Source organism: Limnohabitans sp. WS1 (assembly GCF_003063265.1).
Taxonomy (GTDB): Bacteria; Pseudomonadota; Gammaproteobacteria; order Burkholderiales; family Burkholderiaceae_C; genus Limnohabitans_A.
Genome location: NZ_NERU01000002.1, coordinates 63,890 through 79,061, shown reverse-complemented (window position 1 = coordinate 79,061; position 15,172 = coordinate 63,890). Strand labels below are relative to the sequence as shown.

At 60.2% G+C, this 15,172-nt stretch carries 13 protein-coding genes; 10 read left to right on the top strand and 3 right to left on the bottom strand.

Annotation, left to right across the window (positions count from 1 at the left end):
• The first annotated feature begins 139 nt into the window (after positions 1-139).
• The 5 genes from rpsA (at position 140) to B9Z48_RS04075 (ending at position 4,295) form a co-directional block, all read left to right on the top strand.
• On the top strand, positions 140-1,819 hold the full coding sequence (rpsA, locus tag B9Z48_RS04095; RefSeq protein ID WP_089954570.1) for a 30S ribosomal protein S1: 1,680 nt from the start codon (positions 140-142) through the stop codon (positions 1,817-1,819).
• A 50-nt stretch (positions 1,820-1,869) separates the two neighbouring features.
• On the top strand, positions 1,870-2,241 hold the full coding sequence (locus B9Z48_RS04090) for an integration host factor subunit beta (RefSeq protein ID WP_255419474.1): 372 nt from the start codon (positions 1,870-1,872) through the stop codon (positions 2,239-2,241).
• 108 nt (positions 2,242-2,349) lie between these two features.
• Complete coding sequence (locus tag B9Z48_RS04085; protein ID WP_089954575.1) at positions 2,350-2,640, top strand: lipopolysaccharide assembly protein LapA domain-containing protein; 291 nt, start codon at positions 2,350-2,352, stop codon at positions 2,638-2,640.
• Entirely contained in the window at positions 2,630-3,799 is a 1,170-nt protein-coding gene (gene lapB, locus B9Z48_RS04080) for a lipopolysaccharide assembly protein LapB (RefSeq protein WP_108377241.1), read from the top strand. Before B9Z48_RS04085 ends, lapB begins: the two co-directional genes overlap by 11 nt.
• Before the next feature lie 103 nt (positions 3,800-3,902).
• Positions 3,903-4,295, top strand: coding sequence for a helix-hairpin-helix domain-containing protein (locus B9Z48_RS04075; RefSeq protein WP_108377240.1), 393 nt, complete (start codon positions 3,903-3,905; stop codon positions 4,293-4,295).
• Positions 4,296-4,572: 277 nt separating this feature from the next.
• On the opposite strand, the gene B9Z48_RS04070 is transcribed toward B9Z48_RS04075, so the two are convergent.
• Both B9Z48_RS04070 and B9Z48_RS04065 read right to left on the bottom strand, forming a co-directional pair.
• Positions 4,573-8,235 carry a hydantoinase B/oxoprolinase family protein gene (locus tag B9Z48_RS04070; RefSeq protein ID WP_108377239.1) on the bottom strand — a complete coding sequence of 1,221 codons (3,663 nt, stop codon included), beginning with the start codon at positions 8,233-8,235 and terminating at the stop codon, positions 4,573-4,575.
• A gap of 34 nt (positions 8,236-8,269) precedes the next feature.
• The gene (locus tag B9Z48_RS04065; protein WP_089954592.1) at positions 8,270-8,803 is read right to left on the bottom strand and encodes a winged helix DNA-binding protein; all 534 of its coding nucleotides are present in this window, start codon (positions 8,801-8,803) and stop codon (positions 8,270-8,272) included.
• 214 nt (positions 8,804-9,017) lie between these two features.
• On the opposite strand from B9Z48_RS04065, the gene B9Z48_RS04060 reads away from it, so the two are divergent.
• The 5 genes from B9Z48_RS04060 to crcB all read left to right on the top strand — a co-directional run bounded on the left by B9Z48_RS04060 (position 9,018) and on the right by crcB (position 13,349).
• Positions 9,018-9,992: a TRAP transporter substrate-binding protein gene (locus B9Z48_RS04060; protein WP_089954595.1), complete on the top strand. Its 975-nt coding sequence runs from the start codon at positions 9,018-9,020 to the stop codon at positions 9,990-9,992.
• A 4-nt stretch (positions 9,993-9,996) separates the two neighbouring features.
• The gene (locus B9Z48_RS04055; protein ID WP_108377238.1) at positions 9,997-10,506 is read left to right on the top strand and encodes a TRAP transporter small permease; all 510 of its coding nucleotides are present in this window, start codon (positions 9,997-9,999) and stop codon (positions 10,504-10,506) included.
• Between the two features lie 6 nt (positions 10,507-10,512).
• The gene (locus B9Z48_RS04050) at positions 10,513-11,814 is read left to right on the top strand and encodes a TRAP transporter large permease (protein ID WP_108377237.1); all 1,302 of its coding nucleotides are present in this window, start codon (positions 10,513-10,515) and stop codon (positions 11,812-11,814) included.
• 79 nt (positions 11,815-11,893) lie between these two features.
• Positions 11,894-12,904, top strand: a complete 1,011-nt coding sequence (locus tag B9Z48_RS04045; protein WP_233261017.1) for a recombination-associated protein RdgC — start codon at positions 11,894-11,896, stop codon at positions 12,902-12,904.
• Between the two features lie 58 nt (positions 12,905-12,962).
• Entirely contained in the window at positions 12,963-13,349 is a 387-nt protein-coding gene (gene crcB, locus B9Z48_RS04040; protein ID WP_108377236.1) for a fluoride efflux transporter CrcB, read from the top strand.
• A 101-nt stretch (positions 13,350-13,450) separates the two neighbouring features.
• Here the strand turns inward: crcB and B9Z48_RS04035 are convergent, their stop codons facing one another.
• Positions 13,451-15,148, bottom strand: coding sequence for an FAD-dependent oxidoreductase (locus B9Z48_RS04035; protein WP_108377426.1), 1,698 nt, complete (start codon positions 15,146-15,148; stop codon positions 13,451-13,453).
• Positions 15,149-15,172 lie beyond the last annotated feature (24 nt).

Below are 15,172 nucleotides of genomic sequence, written 5' to 3'. Positions count from 1 at the left end.
CCTCGTGCAGCTTGCACACTGGCCAGGTGGTTTTTTACAAACCAACCGCGGTTTACACCGCACAACCAACCGCCACAGTCAGCTCCTGGAAACGACGCATTTCGCGTTCGTCAGTCCTGTTTGTGGATGAGGAAATCACATGTCTGAATCTTTTGCCGCCCTCTTTGAGGAATCCCTGCAACGTACCGAAATGCGCCCTGGTGAAGTCATCACCGCTGAAGTGGTGCGCATCGAACACAACTTCGTGGTCGTCAACGCCGGTCTCAAGTCCGAGTCCTACGTGCCCCTCGAAGAGTTCAAAAACGACCAGGGTGAAGTTGAAGTCCAGGTCGGCGACTTCGTTTCCGTGGCCATTGGCTCCATCGAAAACGGCTACGGCGACACCATCTTGTCCCGTGACACCGCCAAGCGTTTGGCTTCCTGGATGTCTTTGGAAAAAGCCCTGGAATCGGGCGAGTTCGTCACTGGCGTGACCAGCGGCAAAGTCAAGGGTGGCCTGACCGTGTTGGTCAACGGCATCCGTGCTTTCTTGCCCGGCTCTTTGGTCGACACACGTCCTACCAAAGACCTGTCACCCTATGAGAACAAGACCCTGGAATTCAAGGTCATCAAGCTCGACCGCAAGCGCAACAACGTCGTGTTGTCACGCCGCGCTGTGGTGGAAGCCTCGATGGGCGAAGAGCGCGCCAAGCTGATGGAAACATTGCGCGAGGGCTCTATCGTTCACGGTGTGGTCAAGAACATCACCGAATACGGTGCGTTCGTGGACTTGGGCGGCATCGACGGCTTGCTGCACATCACCGACATGGCATGGCGCCGTGTCCGTCACCCCTCCGAAGTGGTCACTGCAGGTCAGGAAATCACCGCCAAGATCCTCAAGTTCGACACCGAGAAGAACCGCGTGTCCTTGGGTCTGAAGCAAATGGGCGACGACCCATGGATGGGCGTGAACCGCCGCTACCCACAAAGCACCCGCATGTTCGGCAAGATCACCAACATCGCCGACTACGGCGCGTTTGTGGAACTCGAGCCAGGCATCGAAGGCTTGGTGCACGTGTCCGAGATGGACTGGACCAACAAGAACGTGGCTCCTTCCAAGATCGTGGCTTTGGGTGACGAAGTCGAAGTCATGGTCCTCGAGATCGACGAAGACAAGCGCCGCATCAGCTTGGGCATGAAGCAGTGCCGTGCCAACCCATGGCAAGAGTTTGCTCAGAACACCAAGCGCGGCGATCGCGTCAAGGGCCCGATCAAGTCGATCACCGACTTCGGCGTGTTCGTGGGCTTGGCTGCCGGCATCGACGGCTTGGTGCACTTGTCTGACCTGTCTTGGAACGAAACCGGCGAAAACGCCGTGCGCGAATTCAAGAAGGGTCAAGAAGTCGAGGCTTTGGTCTTGGCTGTGGACGTGGACCGCGAGCGCATCAGCTTGGGCATCAAACAGCTCGACTCCGATCCTTTCACCACCTTTGTGTCGATCAACGACAAAGGCCAGATCGTCACCGGCAAGGTCAAGACTGTGGATGCCAAGGGCGCTGAAATCGACCTGGGCGAAGACATCGTGGGCTACCTGCGTGTCAGCGAAATCTCGCGTGACCGCGTGGAAGACGCCAGCCACGTGCTCAAAGTCGGTGACGAAGTCACTGCCGTCGTGGTGAACGTGGACCGCAAGACCCGCAACATCCAGTTGTCGATCAAGGCCAAAGACCAAGCTGACCAACAAGAAGCCATGGCGAACTTGTCTCAGCAGTCGTCACGCGAAAACGCGGGCACCACCAGCCTGGGCGCTTTGTTGCGTGCCAAGTTGGACAACAACTGAAGTGAAAGCTGAGCGTTGAGCGTTTGACGTTGAGCGGCAAGCCGGGTTTTCTGGCTTGTTCAGCTCAACGCACAACCCCCAACGCTCAACCTCCAACGCACATGACCCGCTCCGATCTGGTTGAAGAACTCGCTGCACGTTTTGCGCAGCTGACCCACCGTGACGCCGAACTGGCGGTCAAAACGGTGCTCGAAGCCATGAGCGATGCCCTGGTCAAAGGCCACCGCATCGAAATTCGCGGTTTTGGAAGCTTTTCCATCAATCGCCGTCCACCTCGCATTGGCCGCAACCCTCGCTCTGGAGAAAGTGTGCACATACCCGAAAAACGGGTCCCTCACTTCAAGCCAGGCAAAGCCTTGAGAGAAGCCGTGGATGCAGGCACTTTGGCTGCCGCACAAACCACCCCCAAGACCCATGCCTGAGGCCCAAGGCCCAGCCACGCTCCAATACCGATGGGTAGGGCGTGTTCGTGGTTTTACTGGCCACTGAAATTGCGCCATTAGAATGGTTTCAGCTTCCAAGGTCGAATCATGAAACGTCTGCTCCGGCTGCTTCAGTGGCTACTGAAGGCGGCTGTTTTTTTTACACTTTTCGCTTTTGCGCTGAACAACCAGCAAGAAACGCGCGTGAATTTCTTTTTTGGCACCCATTGGTCTGCGCCCACCGTGCTGGTGGTTTTGTCAGCCTTCACTCTGGGTGTGGTGGTTGGCGTTTTAGGCATGGTGCCACGCTGGTGGCGTGAACGGCAAGCCGTGAAACACCGACTTAAACCCGCCAGCGATGCGGTATCACCCCCACAGGAGGCCCCACGTGGAGTTTGACCTGACCTGGATTTTGCTGGGTTTACCCGCGGCTTTTGCATTGGGGTGGATCGCCTCTCGTTTGGACTTGCGCCAGATGCGCATTGCCAACCGCCAAGCCCCTCGCGCTTATTTCAAGGGCTTGAATTACTTGCTCAATGAACAGCAAGACCAAGCCATCGACGCCTTCATTGAAGCCGTACAAAACGACCCGGATACCTCGGAATTGCATTTTGCATTGGGCAATTTGTTTCGCCGCCGTGGCGAATACGACCGAGCCGTCAGGGTCCACGAACACCTGCTGCAACGCGCCGACATCAGCACTTCAGACCGACAAAGAGCGCAACATGGTTTGGCACTTGATTATTTGAAAGCCGGCTTGCTGGACCGCGCTGAAGAGGCGCTGCGCAAGCTGGAAGGCACCTCTTACGAAGGACAAGCCAGGCTGGCACGCATGGCCATTTACGAACGATCACGCGAGTGGCCTGAAGCTGCGGCCGTGGCACGCTTGCTTGAAAAATCAGGCGAATCCAACTTTGGGATTCGTTTGGCCCATTACCAATGTGAGCAAGCGCGAGAAGCGGTACAAAAAGGAGACAGTGCCAAAGCCCTGGCCCTGCTGGCACAAAGCCTGAAAGAACAATCCGAAGCGGCCCGGCCTCGAATTTTGCAAGGGCAATTGCTTCTGAGCCAAGGGCAGGCTGTGCCCGCCTATGCCAGCTTGGCCGTGTTGTTTGAGCGCAATGACACAGCGGCCCCATTGGCAGCGGCAAGCTTGGCTCAAGCAGCCCAAGCCTGTGGCAAAGCCGATGAGGCCTTGGCCTTGCTGCAAGCGCATTACCAGCGCCAGCCCTGCATTGATGTCCTCGATGCCATCATGACTTTGAGCGCCAACCCTTCACCCGCCGATCAGCTCACGCAGGCCCAGGCGATGCAGCGCTACTTGGACCACCTGCAAAAAACCCCGTCCCTGATGGCTGCCAGTCGCTGGCTCAACGGGGTCCAGCCCAGTGACCATGCCTTGCCGGCACCGGTGCAAAAAGCACTGGAACACGCCACCAAACCCCTGACCCGTTACCGCTGTGCGGCCTGTGGTTTTGAAGCCAAAGAGCACTTCTGGCATTGCCCGGGATGCCAGGCTTGGGACAGCTACCCCCCCAGACGGATCGAAGAACTCTAGCCCTGCGAGGCTCGCCAGGGGGTTTACCCTGCTTTAAAAATAACATTTAAGTTCTCAAAATAAAGGTCTGCAAATTTTTGCAGTGAACCAAAGGGGAATAGACATGCTGAGAAAAATTGCAGGGGTATTTCTGGCATTCAGCTTTGCGGGACTGAGTTGGGCACAACAAATTGACTTGAACAAAGCCACCGAAGTCGAGCTCGACGCCCTGAAAGGCGTGGGGCCGGTCCTCACCAAGGCAGTGATGGACGAGCGCAAAAAGGCCGCGTTCAAGGACTGGGAAGATGCCACCAGCCGAGTTAAAGGCCTGGGCCCTCAAAAGGCCAGCAGCTTGTCCGCGCAAGGTGTGCGGGTGCAAGGCAGTGCATACAAGGTCAAAGTGGCTGATCAAAAGCCTGCCGCCAACAAGGACGCGAGCGCCGACAAGGCTGCGGCCAAACCCGCCAAACCGGCAGCGGCAGATGCCAGCGCCAAACCTGCGCCCGCGAAAAACTGAAAACTGCCACACCCGGCCTGCCGAATCGGCCCAATCGGTCAATTCGGCAGGCATGACCGGCCTACAGACGGTCGGTCGTACAACTTATTGATCCGGCCCTGTGAAGTTTGAAGTGCAAGGCTTGCCTTGGGGACAGTGATCAGCGATGGGGGCATTGTGGGAGCCCCGCCCTCGGGGCGATTCTTGGTGGTCTGCGGGGCTTTATCGCGACGAGGGCGTCGCTCCCACAAAAAAAGCGTTCATGCAAACTTCACCTGGCCGGATCAATTGCCGCTGCCTAGGCCTTGCCAAACCCGCCGCCGCCGGGCGTGTGGATTTCAAACACATCGCCCGCCTGCATCTCCACCTGGCCGATGTGCGCCAATTCTTCGACCCGGCCGTCGCTGCGCACCACGCGGTTGATGCCCGGCAAACCGCTGTGACCGCCTGCCATACCAAACGCGGGGTGGACACGCCCATTGGACAAAATGCCTGCCGTCATCGGCTCCAAGAAGCGCACGCGTCGCACACCGCCATCACCGCCATGCCAGCGACCCGCGCCGCCTGATCCCTGGCGGATGGCATAACTTTCCAGCCGGACCGGAAAGCGGAACTCCAGCACCTCGGGGTCCGTGAGGCGTGAATTGGTCATGTGGGTTTGCACCACCGAGGTGCCATCAAAACCCCCCACCAGTTGGCCTTGCGCATCGAAGCGCCCACCCGCGCCGCTGCCGCCAGAAATCGTTTCGTAGTACTGCACCCGCGCATTGCCGAAGGTGAAGTTGTTCATGGTCGGCTGGCTGCCCGCCATCACACCCAAAGCGCCAAACAGCGCATTGGTGATGCAGGTCGAGGTTTCCACATTGCCCGCCACCACAGACGCGGGCGGGTTGGGGTTGAGCATGGAGCCCTGCGGAATGATGACCTTGAGCGGCTTCAAGCAGCCAGCGTTCAGCGGGATGTCGTCGTCCACCAAGCTGCGGAACACGTAGAGCACCGCCGCCATGCACACCGCACGCGGCGCGTTGAAGTTGTTGGGCAATTGGGCGCTGGTGCCGGTGAAGTCGATCTCGGCCGTGCGGTCTGCGGCATTGACGCGCACCGCCACCTGGATCTGCGCCCCGTTGTCCAGCGGCAAAGTGAATGCGCCGTCTTTGAGGCGCGTGATGACGCGGCGCACCGATTCTTCGGCGTTGTCCTGCACATGGCGCATATAGGCCTGCACCACGTCCAGACCAAACTGGTCCACCATGCGGCGTAATTCCTGCACACCTTTTTCGTTGGCGGCAATTTGCGCTTTCAGGTCGGCCATGTTTTGCGCAGGGTTGCGCGAGGGGTATTCGCCGCTTTGCAGCAGCGCCACCATCTCCGCTTCGCGCAGGTGGCCCGCCTCGACCAGCTTGACGTTGTTGATCTGCACGCCCTCTTCTTCGATGCGCGTGGAAAACGGCGGCATGGAGCCCGGCGTCAGGCCACCCACATCGGCGTGGTGACCGCGTGAGCCGACATAAAACACCGGATCAGTGTGACCATCCAGGTACACCGGGGTGATGACGGTGATGTCGGGCAAGTGTGTGCCGCCGTGGTACGGGTCGTTCAGAACGAACACATCACCCGGCTGCATGCGGCCTTGGTTCTCCTTGATCACGGTCTGGATGCTCTCGCCCATGGAGCCCAGGTGCACGGGCATGTGGGGCGCGTTGGCAATCAAATGGCCTTCGGCGCTGAACAGCGCACACGAAAAGTCCAGCCGCTCCTTGATGTTGACCGAGTAGGCCGTGTTTTGCAGCTGCAGCCCCATTTGCTCGGCGATGTTCATGAACAGGTTGTTGAACACCTCCAGCAGCACCGGGTCGGCCTGCGTGCCTGCGGCATGCTGCACCGCCCGCGCCTGCACGCGCACCAGCAGCAAATGGTCCAGAGCAGTCAGACGTGCTTGCCAGCCTGCTTCGACCACCGTGGTGGCATTCTTTTCGGCAATGATGGCCGGGCCGTCGATCACATCGCCGGGGCGCATGTCTTCGCGCACCACCAACGCAGCGTCTTGCCACTCGGCCATGCCTTGCGCATTCGCGGCGTACACACGCACCGTGTCGCGTCGCGGCACCTCCCGCTCAGAGTTCAGCGCATGAACAGCCTCTTCGGGCGCATCGCCAGGCAGCACCGCCTCGACCGACACGGCTTCGACCACCAGAGCCTTGCCCTGCATCAAGAAGGCAAAGCGCTGGCGATACGCCGCTTCAAAACCCGCCACCAAGTGGGCCAAATCACCCCAAGGCACGACCAGCGCCGAGTCGGTGCCTTCGTAACGCAAATGCACGCGTTGGCGCAGCTCGATGCGGTCAGCACCTCCGGCATCCACGCCCATCTGGGCCAGCAGGGCTTGGCGCGAGGTTTCGCCCAAAGCCTGCAAACGCTCGGCCATGAAGGGCATGGCCGAAGCTTCCAGACGCCGCTCAATCGATTCTTCGCGCATCACGTTCTGGTCCGCCAGGCCCATGCCATAAGCCGACAGCACACCCGCCAGCGGGTGCACCAACACCTGCGACATGCCCAGGGCATCGGCCACCAGACACGCATGCTGCCCACCCGCGCCACCAAAACACTGCAAGGTGTAGCGCGTCACGTCATAGCCCCGCGCCACCGAAATTTTCTTGATGGCATTGGCCATCTGCTGCACCGCGATCTGAATGAAACCGTGCGCCACGTCTTCAGCGGCGCGGCCGGTTTGCGTGGCCAGTTTTGCAAAATGGCCATGCACCACCTCGGCGTCCAGCGGCTGGTTCGCTTCCGGCCCAAACACCGAAGGGAAAAACTTCGGCTGCACCTTGCCCACCATCACGTTCGCATCGGTCACGGCCAGCGGCCCGCCCCGGCGGTAACTGGCTGGGCCGGGGTTGGCCCCCGCGCTTTGCGGGCCCACCCTGAAACGCGCACCGTCATAGGCCAGCAGCGAGCCACCACCCGCCGCCACGGTGTGGATGCTCATCATGGGCGCACGCATGCGCACACCCGCCACCTGGGTTTCAAACTCGCGCTCAAACTGCCCGGCAAAGTGCGACACATCGGTGGAGGTGCCACCCATGTCAAAACCAATCACCTTGTCATGACCCGCCAGCTGCGCAGTGCGGGCCATGCCCACAATGCCACCCGCCGGGCCACTCAAAATCGCGTCTTTGCCCGCAAACACCTGCGCGTCGGTCAAGCCGCCCGACGACTGCATGAACATCAGTTTCACGCCCGGCATCTCGCTGGCCACTTGGTCCACATAGCGGCCCAAAATCGGTGACAAATACGCATCGACCACCGTGGTGTCGCCCCGGCTGACCAGCTTCATCATCGGGCTGGTCTGGTGCGAGGTGCTCACTTGCGTGAAACCCACCTCACGCGCCAGCCTCGCTGCCGCCTGCTCGTGCGCGGTGTGCCGCCAGCCGTGCATGAACACCACCGCCACCGAGCGCACGCCTTGCGCAAAACTGTTCACCAATTGGGTGCGCAAATGCACCTCGTCGAGCGGCAACAACACTTCGCCGTCCACCGTCACCCGCTCCTGCGCCTCCACCACCGCGCTGTACAGCAACTCGGGCAGCACGATCTGGCGGTCAAACAGGCGTGGGCGGTTTTGGTAAGCGATGCGCAGCGCGTCGCCAAAGCCCTGTGTGGTCACCAGCAGCGTGGCCTCGCCTTTGCGCTCCAGCAGTGCGTTGGTGGCCACCGTCGTGCCCATCTTCACGCACTCGACCAGCTCGGGCGTCACCGGCTCACCAGGCTTCAAGCCCAGCAAATGCCGAATGCCTGCCACCGCTGCGTCGCGGTATTGCTCGGGGTTTTCACTCAGCAGTTTGTGCGTGACCAGGCTGCCGTCAGGCCGCTTGCCCACCACGTCGGTGAAGGTGCCGCCCCGGTCAATCCAGAACTGCCAACGGTTTTTGCCAGCGGGTGTGATGGTGGGTTCGTTCATAAGTCGCTCAACAATCAGAATATAAATACCAAGGTCACAAAGAAGCCGCAGCACGCGCAGCCTGGTCGTACATGCCCGACAGCACACGCAGCAATCGGGCCAACTCGCCAATGTCGCGGTTCAAGCCATCGTCGGCCTTCAAAGCGTCAATCAAGCAGCTCTCGCGGATTTCGCGGTAACGCTGCACATAAGCACGGCCTTCGTCGGTCGCGGCATAAGTCACGTCTTTGCCATTTTTTTGAGACACCACCACGCCCAAGCCTTGCAGCTTTTTCAGGGCGTAATTCACCAAATGGGTGTCTTCGATGTTCATGATGAAGCAGATGTCGGCCAGGCGCTTGTCACGCGCACGGTGCGTGACGTGGTGCAGCACAAGCACATCGAGCGGCGTCAGGTCTTTCAAGCCCGCCGCCGCCATGCAGTGGATGATCCAGCGGTGAAACGCGTTGCCCGCCACGATCAGGCCGAACTCGAACTCGCTCATCTCGGCGCTGTCGGGCGAGACCAGATGGGCCGAGGACACGATGGGGCTCGGGGCAGAGATGCTCAGAGAATTTTTGCGCGGCATGGGTTCCGTCCAGGCTGGAGAGTTGAGAAAGTCTATGCCCGATGCCGACAATTTGCCAACAATTTGTTGACGTTAAGGGAAAACACCGATCACGGATTGGCTCTGCCTTGCCTACAGTGGGCACCAGACAGATGCACCCGATGCACGCGTGAAGCGGGCACCTTTCTTGCACTGCCCAGTGAACCGTACATTCCCATCTTTCACAGGAGTTTTCATGCAACGTCGCGCCCTTCACCTCAGCCTGCTGGCTGGCCTGCTCGCTGTTTCCGGCTTTGTCTCGGCCCAAACCAAATGGGACCTGCCCGCCGCTTACCCGGCCACCAACTTCCACTCGGTCAACATGACCCAGTTTGCGGCCGATGTGGACAAAGCCACGGCGGGCAAGCTGAAGATCACGGTGCACGCCAACGCATCCCTGTTCAAGGCCCCCGAGATCAAGCGTGCCGTGCAAGGTGGCCAAGCCCAGTTGGGCGAGATTTTGCTGGTCAACTTCCAAAACGAATGGCAACCCTTTGGTGCGGACGGCCTGCCCTTTTTGGCCGACAGCTACGACGAATCCATGAAGCTCTACAAAGCGCAAAAGCCGCTCTTGGAAAAGAAATTGGCCGACCAAGGCATGATGCTCTTGTACTCGGTGGCCTGGCCCCCACAAGGCATTTACAGCAAAAAACCGATCAACAGCGCCGCCGACCTCAAGGGCATCAAATGGCGTGCTTACAGTCCCACCACCGCCAAGATCGCTGAACTGGTTGGCGCCCAACCTGTGACCGTGCAAGCGGCCGAGTTCTCGCAGGCCTTGGCCACGGGTGTGGTCGAATCGACCATGACCTCGGGCGCCACAGGCGTGGACAGCAAGCTGTACGAGCACCTCAAGTACTACTACGACGTGCAAGCCTGGTTGCCCAAAAACGCGGTGATTGCCAACAAAAAAGCTTTCGACGCGCTGGACAAGCCCACCCAAGACGCCTTGCTCAAAGCGGCTGCTGCGGCCGAGACCCGGGGCTGGGCCGAATCGCGCAAGGTCAACACCACCACCCTGGAAACCCTCAAGGCCAATGGCATGACGGTGGCTCCACCGTCTGCGCAACTCAAAGCCGACATGAAAAAAGTGGGCGACACCATCATGAAAGAGTGGCTTGAAAAGTCTGGGGCTGAGGGGAAGGCCATCGTCGACGCGTTCAACCGCTGATCGCATGCGCCGACTGCTCAACGCCATTTATGACAGCACCGCCGCCTTGGCGGCGCTGTGCATGTGCGGCCTGCTGTTCATGGTGCTGTTGTCCGTCTTGAGTCGGCAGCTCCATGTGCATGTGCCCGGCACCGACGCCTATGCGGGCTACCTCATGGCCGGGGCGGGCTTTTTGGCGCTGGCCCACACTTTAAAGCGCGGTGAACACATCCGAGTGACTCTGGTGCTGGGCTTGTTCAAGGGGGCCGCACGCCGGGGCATGGAAGTGTTCAGCCTGTCGCTGGCCAGCCTGCTGGCTTGTTTGTTCGCTTTCTACAGCTGCCGCCTGGTGTGGCAATCCATCGAGTTTCATGACATTTCGACCGGCAATGACGCCACGCCTTTGTGGATACCGCAACTGGCCATGGCGCTGGGCACGGTGATTTTTGCACTGGCCTTTGTCGATGAACTGGTGCTGGAAATTCGGGGCCAACGTACAGCCCCCGAGAGCGGCGAGATGCTGCGCAACGAATGAACCGCCATGAATGACTTGATGATCACAGGGCTTTTGGTCCTGACCTTGTTTCTGATTTTGGGCAGTGGCGTGTGGATTGGCCTCACGCTCTCTGGCGTGGCCTGGGTGGGCATGCAGATGTTTTCTGCCCGCCCCGCAGGTGACGCCATGGCGGTGACCATATGGGGTTCGGCCTCAAGCTGGACGCTCACCGCCTTGCCCCTGTTCATCTGGATGGGCGAAATTTTGTTTCGCACACGCCTGAGCCAAGACATGTTCAAAGGCCTAGCCCCTTGGATGCAGGCCCTGCCCGGGCGCTTGCTGCACACCAATGTGGTGGGCTGCGCGATCTTTGCGGCCGTGTCGGGCTCGAGCGCGGCCACCTGCGCCACGATCGGCAAGATGACCCTGCCCGAGCTGCAAAAACGTGGCTACCCCGAAGACATGGTCATTGGCACCCTGTCCGGCTCCGGCACCTTGGGTCTGTTGATTCCGCCGTCCATCATCATGATCGTGTACGGCGTGGCGGCCGATGTGTCGATTGCCCAGCTCTTCATCGCGGGGGTTTTGCCCGGCTTGCTGCTGGCCGGGCTGTTTTCGGGTTACATCATTTACTGGTCATTGCGCCATCCAGACCAGATCCCGCCGCGTGACGCGCCCATGAGTTTCATGCAAAAGCTCGAAGCCTCCAGCAGCCTGATCCCGGTGGTCTTGCTGATTGCGGCGGTGCTGGGCTCGATCTACACCGGCTTTGCCACCGCCACCGAAGCGGCCGCCGTGGGCGTGGTCGGCTCTTTGATCTTGTCGGCTTTGCAAGGCTCCATGAACTGGGCTGTGTTCAAGGACGCCTTGATGGGGGCCACACGCCTTTATTGCATGATCGCGCTGATTTTGGCGGGCGCCGCATTTTTGACCTTGTCCATGGGCTACATCGGCCTGCCGCGCCACCTGGCCGAATGGATTGGCAGCCTGGGCCTCAGCCCCTTTGCGCTCATCATGGCCTTGATGGTGTTTTTCATCCTCTTGGGTTGCTTTCTGGACGGCATCTCGATGGTGGTGCTGACCATGGGCGTGCTCATGCCCACCGTGCAAAAAGCGGGCATCGACCCCATCTGGTTTGGCATCTTCATCGTGTTTGTGGTCGAAATGGCGCAGATCACGCCGCCCGTGGGCTTCAACCTGTTTGTGCTGCAGGGCATGACGGGCAAGCAACTGCCCTACATCGCCCGGGTGTCCATGCCCATGTTCTTTTTGATGATGGGCGCGGTCTTGTTGATTTACTTTGTGCCGGGCATCGTGACCTGGCTGCCCACCCAAATGAAACTCTGAGCTTGCAGGCAAGTTCATCCTCTATGATTCAACCCGTCCCCAAAGGACGGGTTGTTCATTTGGGCAGTAAGGATTGTTTGTGTTCAAAAATGTGATGGTTTACCGCATCGGCGAGGGCTTTGCGCCCACATTGGCCGATGTGCAAGCGGCCTTGGAGCCGGTGCAGTTTGTGGAATGTGGTGCCAGCCAGGAAAAATCCATTGGCTGGGTGCCCCCACGGGGCGAAGCGCATGGCCCCTTGGTCGAATCGGTGGCCGGGCAGTGGATCATGAAACTCATGATCGAGTCCAAGGCCGTGCCCGGCAGCGTGGTGCGGCGCAAAGCCGACGAGCGCATCGCCGAAATCGAAGCGGCCACTGGGCGCAAACCCGGCAAAAAGGAAAAGCGCGACCTGATGGACGACGTGCTCCTGTCGCTGCTGCCCCAGGCCTTTGCCCGCCAATCGAGCGTGATCGTGTGGATGGACTTGAAAAACCGCCGCTTGGTGCTCAACGCAGGCAGCCAGGGCAAAGCCGACGAGGTCATGTCGGCCCTGATGAACGTGTTGGCTGGCCTGTCGGTGTCGTTGATCCAGACCGTGACCTCGCCCCAAGCCGCCATGACCCAGTGGCTGCTGGCCCCGACCGAAGATGAATGGCCGGCCGACCTGACCGTGGAGCGCGAAACCGTGCTCAAGTCCACCGGCGAAGACGCCGCCAGCGTGCGCTTTACCCGCCACCACCTGGCCAACGACGACGTGCGCAAGCATGTGATGGAAGGCAAGCTGCCCACCCAGCTGGCGCTCAGCTGGGACGGCCGCGTGGCCTTTGTCCTGACCGAGACCTTGCAGCTGAAAAAAGTGCAATACCTCGACGGTGTCATGGACGAATCGGGCACTGACAAGAACGAAGACCGCTTTGACGCCGACGTGGCCTTGTCGACTGGCTTGCTCGGACCGTTGATCGACAGCCTGATCGAAGCCCTGGGCGGCGAGATGGAGCTGGGTGCCGCTGCGGCCGATGCCAACACGTCGAACCCGACCCGCACCGTGCTCAATTCCACTGTCACAACGGGTGCCGCTGCAGTCGACGAAGAAGACCCGCCTTTTTAAAACCTGGGGCTTCAAGGTCCCCCTCATCCCCTAACGCCCTGCCGAAAGGACCCACCCCATGCTCACGGTGATCGCGATTTGCATTGGTGCCAGTGTGGGCGCACTCTCGCGCTGGCAGCTCGGCTTGTGGCTCAACCCCGCCAGCGCTGGTCTGATGCCTTTGGGAACTTTGGCGGCCAACCTGATCGGTGGCTATCTGGTGGGTGTGTGTGTGGGTGTGTTCCAGCAACTGCCGGACCTTGACCCGGTCTGGCGACTGGCCCTGGTGACCGGTTTTCTGGGCGCACTGACCACGTTTTCCAGTTTCTCGGCCGAAGTGGTGGACATGCTTCAGCAAGGGCGTTTGGCGTGGGCTCTGGGCACCGCCACCTTGCACTTGCTCGGCTCCTTGATGCTCACGGTGCTGGGCCTGTACACCGTCACATGCTGGTTCAGCCAGAACTGAGCGGCGGCTCCATCCCCTTCAAACGCATGAAACACCAGGCGGGTGACGGGCCGCCTACCCGAGGAACAAACCCTGCCCGCTTTCGCCCATGCCGGGCGTCTTTAAAACCCAATGGCTTGGCGCAGCACCTGCAAGGCGTGTTGGTCATCTTGCCCTCTCCAAGCCACGATCTGATCGGGTCTGATCAGCACCCATGGGGCTTGGTAGAGTGGGCGCAAGCCACTGGCGCTGTGGTCCAAACGCTTCAGGTTCAAACCCAGACTCTGGGCGGCCACTTCAAAACCCGCACCTGCCGAACTGCTGGCGTCCAGCTGCAACAAGGTCCATTCGCTGTGAAACGTGTCGTACAGCGAGCGACCATCGGCCAGCCAAGCATGCGGCGGTCGACCACCTGGACAGGCACTGGGCTGGTAGCTGTTGGCGGCGTCGGGTGGGGGCGTGGTGCCGTCTCTCACCACAATGGGCGAATCGTCGTATCGGCCCCCAAAAGTCACGCCGGGAATGTTGAATTCCATGCGCACATGACCGTTCAAGTGAACGCTGGCCTGTTGGCGAGCTGCTTGACCGGAGGGCTTGTCGTCTTCCAAGGCCGATGTGGCTTCAAACAAGCCGACCGAATCGGCAAATTGCCGGGCATAGGCGGTGTTGCGGTGGGCCAAAGGCATGCGCTCTGAGGCATAACTGTCGAGCAAGCTGGGCGGTGCGATGCCTTGAACCACACTGGCCAGCTTCCAGCCCAGGTTGATGGCATCTTCGACGGCCGTGTTGTAACCCAGCCCACCCGTGGGGGTGAAGAGATGCGCGGCATCACCGCCCAAAAATACCCGCCCTTGCCCAAACGATTCGGCAACCAAGGCGTGCCCAGCCATCCAGGTGCCCACCGACAAGACCTCGATGGGCAGCTCACAACCCATGGCTTGGTTGAAAATGCGCTGAGCGTCTTCGGCTGTCCAGGCATCGGCGTCTTCACCATCGTGCACCGCCGCATGGAAGGCAAACTCACCTGCCCCATCCACCGTGGCCATGAAGGCACGGCGCTGGGCATTGACCGTGACATACATCCAGGCTTTGTCGTGCGGCATGACCTGGTCAAAACCTGGCGCACGCAAGTACACGGCAAACATTTTTCCACCCATGAAGTCGCGCTTGACCCCGGTGCTGCCGCCCCAAGCAATGCCCAACTGGTGACGGATCGGACTGCGAGCCCCGTCGGCCCCCACCAAGTAGCGGGCTCGCACCGAAACAGGCGCACCACCGGCCAATGGGGTCACGGTGGCGTCGACCCCCTCAAGGTCTTGCACAAAATGGGTGAGCGACCAGCCGTAACGCACATCGTTGGAGGGACAAGCCTGGGCCTGCTGGCGCAAGGTTTTCTCGACAAACTTTTGCGACACGCGGTGAGGCAACTCGGCCGCACTCCAAGAGCCCTGCAGGGTCTTGATGGTCTGAGTGGCTTGCGCTGCCGTAGGCAAAGGCAAACGCGCCAATTCATGGCCCGTGAAACGGGTGAAATAAGCGATATCGGTGGGGTGATCGGCAGGCAGACCTTGCGCCCGGATCTCGGAGGCAAACCCCAGACGCCTGAAATGCTCCATGGTGCGCGCTTGCGTGGCATTGGCCTGGGGGTTGAACGCGGTGCCCGCTTTGGGGTCCACCAGCAAAGTCCGCACCCCACGACGCCCCAACTCGATGGCCAGCATCAAACCAAAAGGCCCACCGCCTGCGATCAGCACATCCACAGTCAAGGGTGGGGTTTGAGGTTTGCCGCTGTGGGTTGAATTTGCAAAAGAAGCACTCATGGGCTGATCCATTCCGGTTGATCC